12 protein-coding genes and 1 pseudogene are annotated in these 14,602 nt (G+C 36.8%); 10 read left to right on the top strand and 3 right to left on the bottom strand.

The features are described 5' to 3' along the window. The first annotated feature begins 33 nt into the window (after window positions 1–33). Entirely contained in the window at window positions 34–2,217 is a 2,184-nt protein-coding gene (locus tag IGJ19_RS12860) for a glycoside hydrolase domain-containing protein (RefSeq protein WP_430604184.1), read from the top strand. Between the two features lie 212 nt (window positions 2,218–2,429). Further along, window positions 2,430–2,881 (top strand): annotated as a pseudogene (gene tnpA / locus IGJ19_RS12855) (IS200/IS605 family transposase). 141 nt (window positions 2,882–3,022) lie between these two features. Here the strand turns inward: tnpA and IGJ19_RS12850 are convergent. Further along, window positions 3,023–3,490 carry a hypothetical protein gene (locus tag IGJ19_RS12850; RefSeq protein ID WP_229078109.1) on the bottom strand — a complete coding sequence of 156 codons (468 nt, stop codon included), beginning with the start codon at window positions 3,488–3,490 and terminating at the stop codon, window positions 3,023–3,025. A 558-nt stretch (window positions 3,491–4,048) separates the two neighbouring features. Here IGJ19_RS12850 and IGJ19_RS12845 point away from each other — a divergent pair. The 5 genes from IGJ19_RS12845 (at window position 4,049) to IGJ19_RS12825 (ending at window position 8,266) form a co-directional block, all read left to right on the top strand. Beyond that, entirely contained in the window at window positions 4,049–4,243 is a 195-nt protein-coding gene (locus IGJ19_RS12845; protein ID WP_086335188.1) for a hypothetical protein, read from the top strand. Between the two features lie 137 nt (window positions 4,244–4,380). Beyond that, window positions 4,381–4,530, top strand: coding sequence for a hypothetical protein (locus tag IGJ19_RS12840; protein WP_176285300.1), 150 nt, complete (start codon window positions 4,381–4,383; stop codon window positions 4,528–4,530). A gap of 73 nt (window positions 4,531–4,603) precedes the next feature. Continuing rightward, window positions 4,604–4,783: a hypothetical protein gene (locus IGJ19_RS12835; RefSeq protein ID WP_071866489.1), complete on the top strand. Its 180-nt coding sequence runs from the start codon at window positions 4,604–4,606 to the stop codon at window positions 4,781–4,783. Window positions 4,784–5,523: 740 nt separating this feature from the next. After that, entirely contained in the window at window positions 5,524–5,694 is a 171-nt protein-coding gene (locus tag IGJ19_RS12830) for a helix-turn-helix domain-containing protein (RefSeq protein ID WP_081355946.1), read from the top strand. A 640-nt stretch (window positions 5,695–6,334) separates the two neighbouring features. Then, entirely contained in the window at window positions 6,335–8,266 is a 1,932-nt protein-coding gene (locus IGJ19_RS12825; RefSeq protein ID WP_430604183.1) for an acyltransferase family protein, read from the top strand. A 124-nt stretch (window positions 8,267–8,390) separates the two neighbouring features. Here IGJ19_RS12825 and IGJ19_RS12820 read toward each other — a convergent pair whose 3' ends face one another. Next, on the bottom strand, window positions 8,391–8,678 hold the full coding sequence (locus IGJ19_RS12820; RefSeq protein WP_086335186.1) for a GIY-YIG nuclease family protein: 288 nt from the start codon (window positions 8,676–8,678) through the stop codon (window positions 8,391–8,393). Continuing rightward, the gene (locus IGJ19_RS12815) at window positions 8,668–9,402 is read right to left on the bottom strand and encodes a tRNA1(Val) (adenine(37)-N6)-methyltransferase (RefSeq protein WP_430604182.1); all 735 of its coding nucleotides are present in this window, start codon (window positions 9,400–9,402) and stop codon (window positions 8,668–8,670) included. The genes IGJ19_RS12820 and IGJ19_RS12815 overlap by 11 nt, the downstream gene beginning before the upstream one ends. A 131-nt stretch (window positions 9,403–9,533) precedes the next feature. On the opposite strand from IGJ19_RS12815, the gene IGJ19_RS12810 reads away from it, so the two are divergent. The 3 genes from IGJ19_RS12810 to IGJ19_RS12800 all read left to right on the top strand — a co-directional run bounded on the left by IGJ19_RS12810 (window position 9,534) and on the right by IGJ19_RS12800 (window position 14,589). After that, a complete protein-coding gene (locus tag IGJ19_RS12810) occupies window positions 9,534–10,169 on the top strand; it encodes a lysophospholipid acyltransferase family protein (protein ID WP_010734236.1) in 636 nt (211 codons plus the stop codon). A 163-nt stretch (window positions 10,170–10,332) separates the two neighbouring features. Then, the gene (locus IGJ19_RS12805; protein WP_074801302.1) at window positions 10,333–11,451 is read left to right on the top strand and encodes an exonuclease SbcCD subunit D; all 1,119 of its coding nucleotides are present in this window, start codon (window positions 10,333–10,335) and stop codon (window positions 11,449–11,451) included. Window positions 11,452–11,457: 6 nt separating this feature from the next. Beyond that, window positions 11,458–14,589, top strand: coding sequence for an AAA family ATPase (locus IGJ19_RS12800; RefSeq protein ID WP_430604181.1), 3,132 nt, complete (start codon window positions 11,458–11,460; stop codon window positions 14,587–14,589). Window positions 14,590–14,602: the final 13 nt, after the last annotated feature.

Here is a 14,602-nt window from a genome sequence, read left to right as displayed (position 1 = left end):
GAATCAAAAAATAAATTTTTAGGAGTGAAAAAAATGAACGTAAATGATAAACAATTAAGAGAAGATCCATGGGTATTAGAAGTACAACAATGGTTGAATAAAACTTATGGAGATGTACCTAGTTTTGGTTCAGTTCCGGAAGATGGCCGTACTGGATGGGATACGGTATATGGTTTGATTCGTGCAGTGCAACATGAGTTAGGTATTACAGAATTGGTCAATAATTTTGGTGAGACCACTTCAGCACTATGGGATCAGCAAGTGACGCCCAACTTAATTAATAAGTATGAAAGCCCAATTGTAAAATTGGTCGATGGTGCTTTTCGCTGCAAAGGGATGGGAAATGGGAAATTTGACACAGTTTATACGCTCAATAATGATGATGCAATCAAAGGATTGAAAATGGCTGCTGGATTTGAGAATCCAACTAGTACGTTAGATTCAATATGGGCCAAAGCTTTGTTTGATATGAGTGCATTTGTATTAGTTCAAGGAGGCGATGCACGAACACGTGAAATGCAACAAACTTTAAATAGAAAGTATTCGGAATGGACAGGAATCTTACCTTGTGACGGGATCTATCAACGTGCCACAAATACTGCCTTGATTTATGGGGTCCAAGTAGAAGAAGGTCTAGGCGATATTGCAAATGGTGTATTCGGTCCAACTACACAAGAAGTTTATAGACAGTTAGCAGATAGTGGCCAAGTAGCAAGTAATAGCGGATTAGTGTTACTTCTCCAATATGCACTTTATCAAAATCTGATCAATGTACGTCCAAGTGGTGTCCCATTCAGCGGAGCATTAGATACCGAGACAACAGACTCATTATCATTATTCCAATTATTCTTGAATTTATCCGAAGTAACAGACGGTTATCCTGACTTAACTACTGCGATGTCCTTGATGCTTTCTTCTGGCGATCCTAACCGTAGTTTCAATGCGGTAGATACTTCAGAACAGCTAACTCCTGCGCAAATCACAACCTTGCAAGAAGCTGGAATACAATACGTAGGTCGTTACTTAACGGGAACCGTCGGCAATAACTTTATTCCAAAATATTTAACGGTAACTGAAGCAAATAATATTATTAATGCTGGAATGGCTATCATTCCGATTTATCAGGACAATAATCCAGTGGTAAGCTACTATACGTACAACCAAGGTGTATCAGATGCAAATACAGCATTTGCGGCTGCGGACTCTCTAGGATTTGACAAAGGAACAATCATTTATTTTGCAGTGGATGTGGATGCGCTAGACTCAGATATTACGACAAACATCCTGCCTTATTTCAGTGGACTACATGATGTTGCGACGAGAAATGGGATTCGTTTTAATGTAGGGATTTATGGTACTCGCAATGTGTGTATGCGTGTTTCTGAAGCAGGCTATACCGTGGCCAGTTATGTATCGAATATGTCTACTGGTTGGTCTGGTAATCTTGGTTTTTCTCAACCAACAGATTGGGCTTTTGACCAATTTAGTGAACCAAGCGATGGAATTGGCTCAGGAGATGGTTTAGTGATGATTGATAAACTGAATGTCTCTGGAATCGATCCAGGTGTAACGACTGTTAGTGCGGTTGATCCAGCTATTGGCGTCCTAAAAAATCTGGGACTTAAATTGATTGATGAAGCAATTGATAATGCACAATTTGAATTAGGAGTAGAAATGCCCATTTTCTCTATTGGACCTGTCACACTCACACAAACATTAGCCGGAACAGTTCAATCCGCAGATGCCAATGATAATCTTATTACATTTAGTATCATAAATGGAAAAATTGATCCAGCATTTGTTAGTGAAGTCTCTGATATGTTAGGTAGTGGTATTACTGGGAAATTGGAAGCTAACATGGAAGGTTTAACTGCAGCTATCGAAAATGGTGATGTAGAATTAAGTGGTGGCTATGAAGATGGGAAAATTAGTGTATCGCTTGCCATTAATATGCAAAAATTTACAGTAGAAGGATCAGAAATTACTGCTTCTGTTAAATATGAAATTGAAATTGATTTAAATAAAATCGGAGGATTTTTTAAAGAGGTTTTTGAAAGAACGCTCTATACAATTGCAACAGGTGTAGGTATTTTCTTATTAATCTTAGTAATACCACCTATTGTTGCGTGGCTTGGTGCAGGGGCGACAACAGTAACAGCAGCGGGAGTAATTGCTTTAGTTATTAGCTCCATTTTAGATTTCATCAAAGAAAGCTAACTAAAAGATTTGAACCGCAAAAACATGGGAACTGTTTTTGCGGTTCTTATTATTGTCTTTAGACCAAGTTGAGCTCGCAAAGTGAGCGAAACAGAAAAACACCCGCAATTCGGGTGGGGTGAAGTGGGAACAAATGATTCTATCAAAAAGCCCTACACATCGTTAAAATATGATGTTCAGGTTATATTGATAACGCAAGGAAGGGAAAAGAAATGGGTAATAAAACAAATAGTTTATCTCATACAAAGTGGCTGTGCAAATACCACATTGTATTCACACTAAAGTATAGAAGAAAAATCAGCTATAATCAATATCGAGCAAGTACACAAGAGATTATCAAACGATTATGTAAGTATAAAGGAGTGGTGATTTTAGAGGGCATATGATGCCAGATCACGTCCACCTATTATTGAGTATCCCACCAAAAATGAGCGTGTCTAGTTTTATGGGTTATCTAAAAGGAAATAGTGCATTAATTATTTTTGATAAGCATGCAACTTTAAAATATAGGTTTGGCAATCGACACTTTTTGGCAGAAGGGTATGTAAGCACTGTGGGATTGAATGAAGCGACCATAAGGAAATACATTCAAGAACAAGAGAAACATGATATAGCGCTAGATAAATTAAGTGTTCGAGAATATGAGGACCCTTTTAAGGATTAGAGAGTAGAACAAACACCTTTTTAAAGGTAGGCAAAAGTGGCAAGGCCAGCTTCTTTAGGCGCTGGCCGGTGTTAAGGGCTTATAGCCTTGGAGCAAACCACCCTTTTGAAGGGGAGTTATGATTTTAATGTATAACCCCATCTAAGAAAAAAGAGGATACAATATCATTAATATACCTAGTGTAAGATGGACTATAAATCTTTTATTTGTATTTTGCATAAAACTTGCCTGAAGTTTTTCTGAAACCCAAACAAATTGTAATTCATTTTTAGGATGATCTATTAAATACTGTTTAAATATTTCGCGTTCATTTTTTTTGGATTTAATTAAGTAAAAGCCTGTAACAGCACTGATGGTAAGGGCTACTCCCAAATAGGGAATTATATGATTCAAATTTTTAGGGACGTCTTCAATAGGGAAAAAGTAGCGAATGACACGTGCCAAAATAAAAAAGACAATAACGTAAACGATAAATGAAAATTTTCTTTTTAGAGCAAAAGAAGGGTCCTTTTTTTCATAATATTGTGAGATTGCTTTTTTTCGTCTCTTTTGTTCTTGTTCAGTCAGGTTTGGAAAAGCACGCTCTCCTTCTTGTTTATATACAGCCATGATATCTGAATACTCCTGTTGGATCTGCCTGACTTTGTAGACTGTATAAATAAAACTAGCGTAATATATTAAAGTACACATAAATTTAATTAAAAGCATTATTTAGTTCTCCTTAAAGACTTTTTTTAATTATAGCAGACAAAACTTGAAGTAGCTTTAAAAATTTAATAAAAAAATGTTATTTATTGTGAACAGAAATAGTAGTTTTTTCTATTATTTATTGAAATGTGGATAGAAGTTAATCAAAGAAAACAGATTAACTTCTTTTTACTCTGTTCTAGTTTAAATTAGTTATTTGTTGCTGTCTTCATCTATATAAAGTTATTCAACGTAAATATACCATTAAATAACATTGAATATTAAATGACGCACGATATTAACATTAGTTGTCTATTTGTTTTTAGTATTATATAATTAAGAAGGGAATTGTCATCCTTTCTAAAGAAAGCGTTTTTATAACAAAGGGGTGATTTAAATTATAAAATGGAAAGGAGAATATTTGAGAATAAGAGGAGAAACAAATTTTTATTATGATGAAATACTTAGGAGGTATAAAAAATGAAAAAGTATATTTTGTTAGGCATAAGTTTTTTTGTTTTTTCAATATTTGGAATCATGAATACTGAGGTGCAAGCTGAACAGGTGACCTTAACTTCCTCAGAAGAAACTGTTATTTATAATAAGTTTGGACAAGAAGTCAAACCTGAAATACTGTTTGTACAACCAAAAGCACAACACCCCCGACTACTTTAAAGTGGCTGAGTTTTGGATCTAACTATCACTCTAACCCATTTTCAGGAGCAGGCACACGATATAGTGGCTATATTTTCGGACTTAATAGTACAAATAGAGCTAGGTTGACTTTTTCATTAGGAGGATTTGCTTGCTTTGTGACTGATCGCCCTGATCCAGCTTCTGTAGTAAATGTTTACAATATGCCTTTAAGCGGCTCTCCTTATACCTTAGAAACAGCTGGCTATTTTTATTTTGCTGTAGATAATCCTGTTAATGGACAAACTTATAGCATAATTCCATTATAGAAAAGAAAAAAACATTATTTATATCTTTTTTGAACATGATATGTGATATAACGTTCAAAAATTAGGAGTTTATATGAAAAGAAAACCTCTATTTGTAATTTTATTGATTCTTCTAATATCAATGATTTTTATTTGGATATTTACTTCAAAAATAAAACATGATAAGAATGAAGTAAATCGTACAATAATTATGGATAAAAATGGAAATAAAATAGATCCTATCCAAAAAGTGACTGGAAATTTAGGAAAATGAGATAACATACTATGCTTGTTTTTAAACAAATAATTAACTAAGTTCTTCTCTAAAAGTATGAATGAACCAATGAGGTATTTATAGAATAAGTATAAAATATGACTCATTGTCAAATAGTTTTATTTCAATTAAATCACCTTTAGTAAAATTTTCGGCGTGTCCTCTTTAAATATTATTAAACAATCTTAAAGAGAGTGGCTTTACTGGAACATCCGTACAGAAAATAGTGGTAGTAGACCGAACGATAATTTGATTATCAGATTACCACTCGGTCTACTACCACTATTTTTTACATAAATGTTTCAGCGAGACCTAATCTACCAAGGAAAGTATGTCAAATAAAACTGGAAAAATTTATCATTTAAAAAGGAGAATAACAATAAACTGCCAGTGTCTATTTAGGGTACACTCTAATTTTCCTTTCTGGTAATAAAAGGTAAAAAACTTGATAAATTAGCCTCTTCCAGTATATAGTAATTACGATTTAAGAATAAGGATAAATAAGAGGGGGTTATGCGGAACATTCAAATGAGATTTATTAATAATCAGATTATTAAAAGATGTTCTGGATTTAAAGGATTATTTTGGATCCTCTTTAAACTTTTTGGTAAAACGTACAGGTTATAGATTTGAAGAAGTAGATCGAATTATTTATCGAAAAAAGAAAGCGAAATTACTTGGAAATGAGGTTCTTTTTAAAGTAATCAATGATATATTTTATGGTAATTTGAGAAAAGTAGATGAAGCAGCTTTTTTATAATTATTCTAAAAGTACATTTCGTATAATATTATCGAAGATTGAACCTGTACTTATTGAATATAATTTAACTTTAGAATTAAATCCTATCAATATTAGTGGAGATGAGGGGGCAATAAGGAAATTTTTTATGGATTTCTACTATATTAGGTGAGCAGACTAGTTATCATTTAAAACTTCCAAAAGATTTATATGAAATTGTATTAAATGAGATTTCAACTCCATTAAAAAACTCCGAACTGGGATCTGGCACCACTAGCTCTTCAGCATACTATATGATTTATATTACATATGACACAAAAGAGAACGATCATCTGTCTGCTAAAGGACAGGTGATGTTTTTCATAATAAGTATGAATGAGTTATTAAAGTGATCATAGAAAAGGAGTGTTAGAGTGATTAGAACTAGGGAGCATAGATGTTTCGATTATTTACAATGTTCCGATAAGAATCAAGTAAAGCAGAATAGCTTTTATTGATTCCTTTTTTTTGGGGAGTCCAAATTTTTAAATGGCTATTCCAGATGTCTATCCATGATAAGAGTAGAAATCATTCAAGTATTTCTCGTTCATCAACGAAAATAAATAAAAAAATAATGAAACCCTATTCAAGTAACGATTAGTCAACTTGTTATATTTGAAATTTTGTTAAAGTTACTTAAAAATGTGTCCTTTTTTGATGAACTATGGGATTATAGTATAAAGTGGCAACTTTTATGAAGTTTTTGCTTGCTATTTTTTGGTAATGCACGTATATTACGAATGAAAAAAGTTTATGAAAAGTTGGAATATTGAATGGAAAAACAAAAAAGATTAAAAAATAGCCGGTATATCACGGGCTTCGATGGGATCCGTTCATTAGCGGTCATCGGGGTTATTTTATACCACTTGTTGCCAACAAGTATGAAGGGTGGTTACCTCGGAGTTCCGATATTTTTTGTCGTTTCAGGTTATCTTATTACCGATCTCTTACGACAAGAGTGGGAACAAAATGGAAAAATCAATATTTGGCAATTTTACGTTCGGCGAATGAAACGACTATATCCTGGGCTCGTTTTCTTGCTTATTACTGCATCAGCATATATTACGCTATTCCAGCGAGGATTATTAAATAATCTTCGGGGCGTTGTACTCAGCAGTTTATTCTATGTCAATAACTGGTGGCAGATCAATAATGGATTATCCTATTTTGATCGTTTTGCAAATGAGTCGCCATTTACCCATATTTGGTCCTTAGCAGTAGAGGCGCAGAACTATCTGATCTGGCCGATCATCTTTGTATTACTCATGGTATTTGTCCGTAAGAAAAAAAATATTTTTTATGTCATTATGGGTACAGCTATTGCATCAGCGATTTTGATGATGGTGCTATACTCGCCAAATGGCGATCCTACCCGTGTGTATTATGGGACAGATACTCGCTTGTTCTCGATTTGGATGGGTAGTGCATTGGCTTTTGTTTGGCCAAGTACGCGATTAAAGAAAAATATCCCTAAACAAGCAAAGAAAGTATTGAATTTAGCGGGTTTTACTTCATTGATCACGTTGATACTCTTTTTCTTTTTCTTAGATGACCATTTGAGCTTTATCTATTATGGCGGGTTCTTTTTAGTCAGTCTTTTATGTATGGTTCTTGTGGCAGTCACAGCGCATCCAGGTGCGAGCTTGAATCGCTGGTTGACGAATCCGGTCTTTAGTTGGATCGGTAAACGAAGTTATGGGATCTATTTGTACCAATTTCCGGTGATGATTTTTTACGAAGCGAAAGTATCAGGTATCGCTGATCATGTGTTATTACACACGGTCATTGAAATCACGTTGATTTTATTGATCAGTGAACTGTCGTACCGCTTTATTGAACGTCCGTTGGCACGCTTTGATTATAGTAAAACGTTTCGTGTCGTCAAAGGCTGGTTCACTAAACCTATTTTCAGTTGGAAAAAGCCATGGGTGGTCCCTGGAACCTTAGTCGTAGCGATTGCCTTAGTCGGGTTCGTAACAGCACCTAAAAATGCTGTGACAGCCGACCAAGAGCAATTACAAAAGAATATTGCTGAAAGTAAAAAATTAGCTGAAAAAAGTCAGAATAATCAAGGCAATAATGTAGCACCTATTGACCAAGCGATTTTGGATAAATATGATTTGACCAAAGCGCAAGGGGAAAAAGCCCAACAATTAGAGCTGACTGCATTTGGTGATTCAGTCATGTTAGATGCTGCGGCAGATTTAAAAGAACTTTATCCGCAAGTAGTCGTAGATGGCGATGTCGGTCGTCAACTCTACACAAGCCTTCCTTATATCGAAGAACTGAAAAATAGAGATCTATTGAAGGATACGGTATTAATTGGGCTAGGAACAAATGGCTCTTTTTCTGAGGCGCAATTTGATAGCTTGATGAGCGCAATCGGGGATCGAAAAGTTTATTGGGTCAATGTCCGCGTGCCAACGAAGCGCTGGCAAAATGAAGTCAATGCCATGCTCGCAGAAATGGAAAAGAAATATGACAATATGACAGTGATCGATTGGTATGGTTATAGTAATGACCATAGTGAATGGTTCTATGATGATCAAGTCCATCCAAATCCAGATGGTATGTTGAATTATATCCATCTAGTCAGTGAAGCACTATTAGGTGGAACAAAAGAATCTGAGACAAGTCAAACAAGTGAGACTTCTTCAACTAGTACGAGCGATACTTTATCTGACAGTACTCAAGCAAGTGAATAAAAACTGAAGTTGTGACAGCAATGTTTTGACCTGAGCAGTGGGATAATTTTCACAAAAAAAGTGCCTCAACGAAAATCGTTTTCCGATCTTTCGTTGAGGCACTCTTTTTCTCTAAAAATTCCTTTTACTCCGTTTGATCAGGTAAAGAAAGAGAAGGATGTGTCTTCAAATAGGTTTCTTTTTGCCGGCGTGTTTGTTTTTTGAACGCGGCTTCGGCTTTCGTGGCTTCACTTCTTGTGGCGTATCCTTCTGCATGGATCATTTTTACAGGACGTCTCTTTTGCAAACGTGTGTATTTAGCGCCTGTGCCATTATTATGTTCTTGTAAACGACGAGCCAAATCGGTGGTATATCCTCCATAGAACGTATTATCTCGGCAGTGCAACACATAAAAGTAATGGTTAGTCTCCATAAAGCATCTCACGGAGTTCAGGGGTATACTCACCTTGCGTATCATAGGTGAATAAAGGTGGAGAAACTTTGAAACCATCGGCTTTTCCCTGCTTGATTCCTTCAATCAATAAAATATTTGCATCTTTGCCTACTTTAGGATAAACAAACTGAACACGTTTCGGTGCAATCTGATAGGTTTGCATAAGGGTCAAAATCTCTAAGAAGCGTTCTGGGCGGTGCACAAGAGCCAAGCGACCATTTGTTTTTAATAACTTGCCTGAGATTTGGATCACTTCTTCCAACGTTGTATGGATCTCATGTCGGGCAATTGCTAGATGCTCATTTGGATTTTTTTTATTTGTAGGTAAGCCTTTGAAGTAAGGGGGGTTACAGACGACTAAGTCACAAGAGTTGTGTCTGACAACCGTTAAACTTTCTTTTAAGTCAATCGTATGCACGGTCATTTGTTGTTCTAAATGATTCAATGAAATGCTCCGACGGGCCATATCAGCTAAGCGTGGCTGTAGTTCGATCGCATCGATCTTTGCCTGTGTTTGTTTACTTAAAAATAGTCCGACAGCACCATTCCCCGAACAAAGGTCAACGATTTGGCCGGTTTTTGGCGCACGAGCAAAATGAGCGAGCAATACGGCGTCTAAAGAAAAGGAAAAAACTTGGGAACTTTGGATAATCTTAATATCTTTTGCATATAATTGGTCAATACGTTCATGTTCGTGAAGCATCTAATTCCCTCCAAATGAAAAAACTAATCGTATGTAGTATACTATTTTTGTTCAAAAGAACCAAGAGAACTTGTCAAATCGGTCTTTTTTAGGCATACTATAGGAACGAGAAGCAAAGAAAGGAAGAGGATATGTTCTATCGATTTATGCGCGGGCTCGTTAAAGTGATTTTAGCTGTTATCAATGGCAATGCCCGTTATGAAAATAAAGAAGTCTTACCAAAAGACGAGAATTACATACTTGTTGCACCACACCGCACTTGGTGGGACCCGTTGTATCTCGCTGTTGCTGCATCACCTAAATCGTTTAGTTTTATGGCGAAAGAAGAATTGTTCAAAAACCCTGTTTTACGATTCATCTTAACACGTTCGAATGCTTTCCCAGTCAAAAGAGACAATCCGGGACCAAGTGTGATCAAGACACCTGTCAAGATTCTAAAATCAACCGATCTAGGATTGATCATGTTTCCAAGTGGGACAAGACATGCGACCGAGTTGAAAGGTGGAATGGCGTTAATAGCCAAAATGGCCAAAGTAAAAATCGTTCCAGCTGTGTATCAAGGTCCTCTCACGCTAGGTGATCTATTCAAACGCAAACGAGTGATTGTTCGCTTTGGTGAACCGATCGACTTGTCAGATATCAAAAAAACTGACAAGGAAGGAATGGCAGAAATCGAGCGACGCACACAAGCTGCATTTGATAAACTAGACAAGGAAGTAAATCCTGATTTTAAATATGAGATCATAAAAAAGAATGAAACAGAATAATTGTTCTTTATTCGATGAGCGATAAAAGAAACGGATTGTCTAAGACACCGCTTCTTTATCGCTTTTTTTGTTATAAAACCGCCTTTTTGCAAGTGATTCTAGCTGTCATGTCCTTGATGGAAGTGTTATAATAGTAAGAAGGATATTTTTTTGAGGTGATGAGATGCGTTTTTTACATACAGCAGATTGGCATATAGGAAAAAAATTGCAGGGCTATGATTTACTTAAAGAGCAAGAACATGTACTATCTGAGATTCTAACGATTGCGAAAAAGGAAAAAGTGGATGCAATCGTTATTGCAGGTGATCTCTATGATCGAAGTATCCCAGCCGTAGAAGCCGTAGAGATGTTCAATCGGTTGATGATCGACTGGAACCTGAACGAAAAATTCCCGATTTTCGCTATCTCAGGAAACCATGATAGTAGTGTTCGATTATCTGCTGGCACGGAATGGTTCAGCCAAACAAAATTCTTTTTACACACACGATTTGCTGAATCTTTCCAACCTATCGACTATCAAAATACTCAATTTTTCTTATTGCCTTATTTTGAACCAATCTCCGCTAGAAGTTATTTTGAAGATGATACGATCCGTACGGTCCAACAAGCAATGGAAAAAGTGGTTGACCAGATGCAACTCGCTTTTGATCCTGCAAAAAAACAGGTGCTAGTCAGTCACTTTTTTGTGACAGGTAGTAAGAAATCAGATTCAGAAACAAAAATCGAAGTGGGTGGACTAGATGCGATTCCAGGCGGTCTATTGGAGCCATTTGATTATGTCGCTTTAGGACATCTTCATAATCAAGCAGCCTTGCAGCAAGAAAATGCTAGATACAGTGGTTCGCCACTTAAATTCTCACTTTCAGAGATCAATCAGAAAAAAGGTGTTTGGATCGTTGATCTAACTGACACCTTGGTGTTGGATTTTCAAGAAATCACACCTTTGTATGATATTGCTGAAGTAACTGCTAGTTTTAAAGAATTATTAGACCCAAGTTTTTACCATACGATCAACCGAGAAAATTATTTGCAGATTTATTTAAAAGATCGCGCAGTTATTCCTAACATGATGAACCAATTACGAGCAATCTATCCTCGAATACTTGGTGTCGAACGTGTCAATGGACGGCATCGTTCCACAAGCAAACGACAGACACTTGAAATCAAGCAACCAAAAAAACTCGCGGAAACGTTCTTTACTGAAATGGTGGATGAGCCAATGACAGAACAACAAATGAGCTGGTTAGAAGAAACGTTGCAAGAACTCACAGAAACGGAATGATCAAGTATGAAACCACAGACATTACGATTGAAAAATTTTGGCCCATTTATCGATGAAACGATTGATTTCTCAAAATTGACCCAAGCGGCCTTGTTTTTGATTACAGGAAAAACAGGGGCTGGCAAAACAACGATTTTTGATGGGATGACCTATGCGCTTTTTGGAGAAACATCTGGAAGGTTGCGGTCTGGCAAAGAGATGCGGTCATTATTTGCGACACCTGAAGACGAAACGAGTGTCCTTTTTTCGTTTGAACATCAACAGTTGCGGTATGAAGTCGAACGTAAGCCTGAACAATTGTTAGCTAAACGCAAGGGTGAGGGCATGAGAAAACAGACGGCAAAAGTAAGTTTAACGATCTTTGATGAAAAAGGAAAAGAAATTCGACAATTAACAAAACGGAGTGAAGTCGATCAAGAAATCAAAGAACTATTGAATTTAGATGCGAAGCAATTTTCACAGATCGTCTTACTGCCGCAAGGAGAATTTCGGAATTTCTTGATTTCCTCTAGTAGTGAAAAAGAAACAGTTTTACGTAACTTATTCGGCACACAATTCTTTCAACGATTCACCGAACAATTGAAAGAAAAAGCCAAGAACAAGCAAAAAGAACTGGATCATTTGGAGCAAGAATTAGTCTTATTGCAAAGACAATTTAGTTCCTATGAGGAGAAGCAACCGGCTGGTCTACAATCTTTTGAGACAGTGATCAATGAGTGGCAAGAGTATCAAAATCAAATTTCAACAAGGCTCGTATCAGAGCAAGAAGTATTAGAGCAACTGAAAGAAGAACAAAAAATCAGCGAGACAGATTACTATCACGGGAAAAATCAAAAATCTGCTTATGAAGAAAAGCAACAATTATTGGCAGAACAACAAGCGCTCAATGAGCAACAGCAAGTGATCGAGGAGCACCAAAGATGGGTTTCTCATTATGAAGTCGCTCAGCAATTGCGCACCCCGCTTGAACGTAGCCAAGAATACCAAGAATCACTTACCACACAGAAAAGTGAAAAACAGCAACTAATTATTACGTTCAATAAGGTGGCAAGTGATTTACAGAAATGGCAAGAACAGGCGGACGTACGAGAAAATCTCGAACAAAAAATAGCAAAAATGAGTCAAACGCTCCAAGAAAAGCAACGATTGATCCCAGTGGCTGATACCTTTAGAGAAAAACAATCGGAACTTTCCGTAATGGAAAAAAAAGTCAGTGAATTACAGCAAGAAATCCAACAACTGGCAGATCAGCAATTGATCCTTCAAGAAAGACAACAAACGAGTCAAACCGTTTTAGCAACACAAGGGGAACTACAAGAAAAACAGTTGGTTTATGAACGGTTACGTTTAGAAGGGGAACGTTACTGTGAACAACAGCAACACCTTGCTCACCTTGACAAAGAACTAGTGAAAAATCATCAGTACTTTGAACAAACAACAGAGCAATTGGTAGAAAAACAACAATTACTTGAACAACAAACACACGAGTTCAATCAATGGAAAAGCGACTGGGCAAAGCAACAAATTACTTATTTACAAACCCTATTGATACCTGGTGAACCTTGTCCAGTGTGTGGTGCAACGGAGCATCCCTTGACACCGGATAATCGTGAATCAGTGCAGGAAAACTTAGCTGTGCTTGAAGAAAAAATGGTCCAAGCAGAACAATCGATCGAAAAAACGCATCAAGAAATTGGTCGAAAAGAAGCAGAAATCGAAGAAATCAAACAACAGCTTGATCGTTTAAGCCAGCAACAAATGGAAACGAGTCAACAGTTGGAGAAACAAGCAATTTATTTGAACACAGAGTTAAAAGCCATTTTCCAAATAGATGTGCAAGAAGATATTGTTCAAGGGTTGGCGGAAATAGAAAAGACCCTCAATGCTCGTTTAAAGGAAATCAAAAAAGCAGAAGAAGCACATGCCAGGGTCATGGAAGAACTAGCCAGCAACAAAGAACAAAGTGAACAGATCAAAGCTCAACAAATGCTCCATAATGAAAAAATCCAACGACTCCAAGGTGAGATGGCAGGATTGAGTCAACAATTAGGAACAGAAGACATTGATGCTTTAGCAAAAGAAGCTGATCAATTAGCCGAACAGTCGAGCAAGAGCAAGCAAGAATTAGAAGAGCAAATGGCCCAAGGTGAGAAACTCCAGCAAGAATCAGCTGTTTTGACGACTAAAATCGAAACGTTGTCTGAACAAATCGAAAAGACAACTGCTCAATTTGAAAAAGAACAACGTAAAATCTCTAGTTTCTTGGAGCAACACACTGACTTTTCTTCGCAAGAAGCAATAGCAGCGTTGTTAAAAGAAACAGTCACATACGAAAATAGAAAAACAACGATCAAGGAGTATCAAACGAAACAGTTGGTTCTTTCCACTCGCTTAGAACAATTGGAACATGTCACCTATGATGAAAAATCCCAAGATTTGACAGTGTTGAGTGAACGAATCGAAAAAAACAAACAACACATTGAAGAGCAACAACAATTGATCTACCACTTGCAACAAGAGTATAAAACCAATCAGAAAGTGATCATGGCATTTACTACAAGTTATCAAAATAGTCAGGAACAACTAGATGAATTGATCCAGTTGCAACAATTATCACAGACGATGAATGGCGAGAATCCTAAAAAAACAAGCATTGAACGTTATGTCTTGCAAGTTTATTTACAAGAAGTCTTGCAAGTCGCTAATGAACATCTGATACGATTGACAAAAAGCCGCTATCAGTTTGAATTAGATGAAGAAGTCGGTAGCTACCGCGGAAAGACTGGTCTGGAGATCAACGTGTACGATGATGAAGCAGGAACGACCAGAGGATCGCATACTTTATCCGGAGGCGAAAGCTTTATTGCTGCATTATCATTAGCTTTAGCCTTGGCAGAAGTGATTCAAGCGCAAGCTGGTGGGGTCACGATCGAAGCATTGTTTATTGACGAAGGGTTTGGTTCACTGGATGAAGAAGCCTTAGAAATGGCGATGGAAGCATTAGAAACAGTTGAAAGCGAAGGCAGGATGATCGGGATCATCAGCCATGTACGTGAGTTGAAAGAACGTGTCTTGCAACAAATACGAATTGATACAAAAGGTAGTGGACAGAGTGAAATACGCTACCATTTTGGTTAAGAAGGGAGATTGA

This window comes from Enterococcus sp. DIV1368b (assembly GCF_050529595.1).
Classification (GTDB): domain Bacteria; phylum Bacillota; class Bacilli; order Lactobacillales; family Enterococcaceae; genus Enterococcus_B; species Enterococcus_B mundtii.
Note: the sequence above shows the minus strand (reverse complement) of the source record. Positions and strands in the feature narration are given on the sequence as shown.

Bases quoted from the DNA above. Each gene is read 5' to 3' on its own strand.
- IGJ19_RS12830 (WP_081355946.1), top strand. From the start codon at position 5,524: ATGAAGCAGCTTTTTTATAATTATTCTAAAAGTACATTTCGTATAATA.
- IGJ19_RS12800 (WP_430604181.1), top strand. From the start codon at position 11,458: ATGAAACCACAGACATTACGATTGAAAAATTTTGGCCCATTTATCGAT.
- IGJ19_RS12850 (WP_229078109.1), bottom strand. From the start codon at position 3,490: ATGGCTGTATATAAACAAGAAGGAGAGCGTGCTTTTCCAAACCTGACT.
- IGJ19_RS12825 (WP_430604183.1), top strand. From the start codon at position 6,335: ATGGAAAAACAAAAAAGATTAAAAAATAGCCGGTATATCACGGGCTTC.
- IGJ19_RS12845 (WP_086335188.1), top strand. From the start codon at position 4,049: ATGAAAAAGTATATTTTGTTAGGCATAAGTTTTTTTGTTTTTTCAATA.
- IGJ19_RS12805 (WP_074801302.1), top strand. From the start codon at position 10,333: ATGCGTTTTTTACATACAGCAGATTGGCATATAGGAAAAAAATTGCAG.
- IGJ19_RS12815 (WP_430604182.1), bottom strand. From the start codon at position 9,402: ATGCTTCACGAACATGAACGTATTGACCAATTATATGCAAAAGATATT.
- IGJ19_RS12820 (WP_086335186.1), bottom strand. From the start codon at position 8,678: ATGGAGACTAACCATTACTTTTATGTGTTGCACTGCCGAGATAATACG.
- IGJ19_RS12860 (WP_430604184.1), top strand. From the start codon at position 34: ATGAACGTAAATGATAAACAATTAAGAGAAGATCCATGGGTATTAGAA.
- IGJ19_RS12835 (WP_071866489.1), top strand. From the start codon at position 4,604: ATGAAAAGAAAACCTCTATTTGTAATTTTATTGATTCTTCTAATATCA.
- IGJ19_RS12810 (WP_010734236.1), top strand. From the start codon at position 9,534: ATGTTCTATCGATTTATGCGCGGGCTCGTTAAAGTGATTTTAGCTGTT.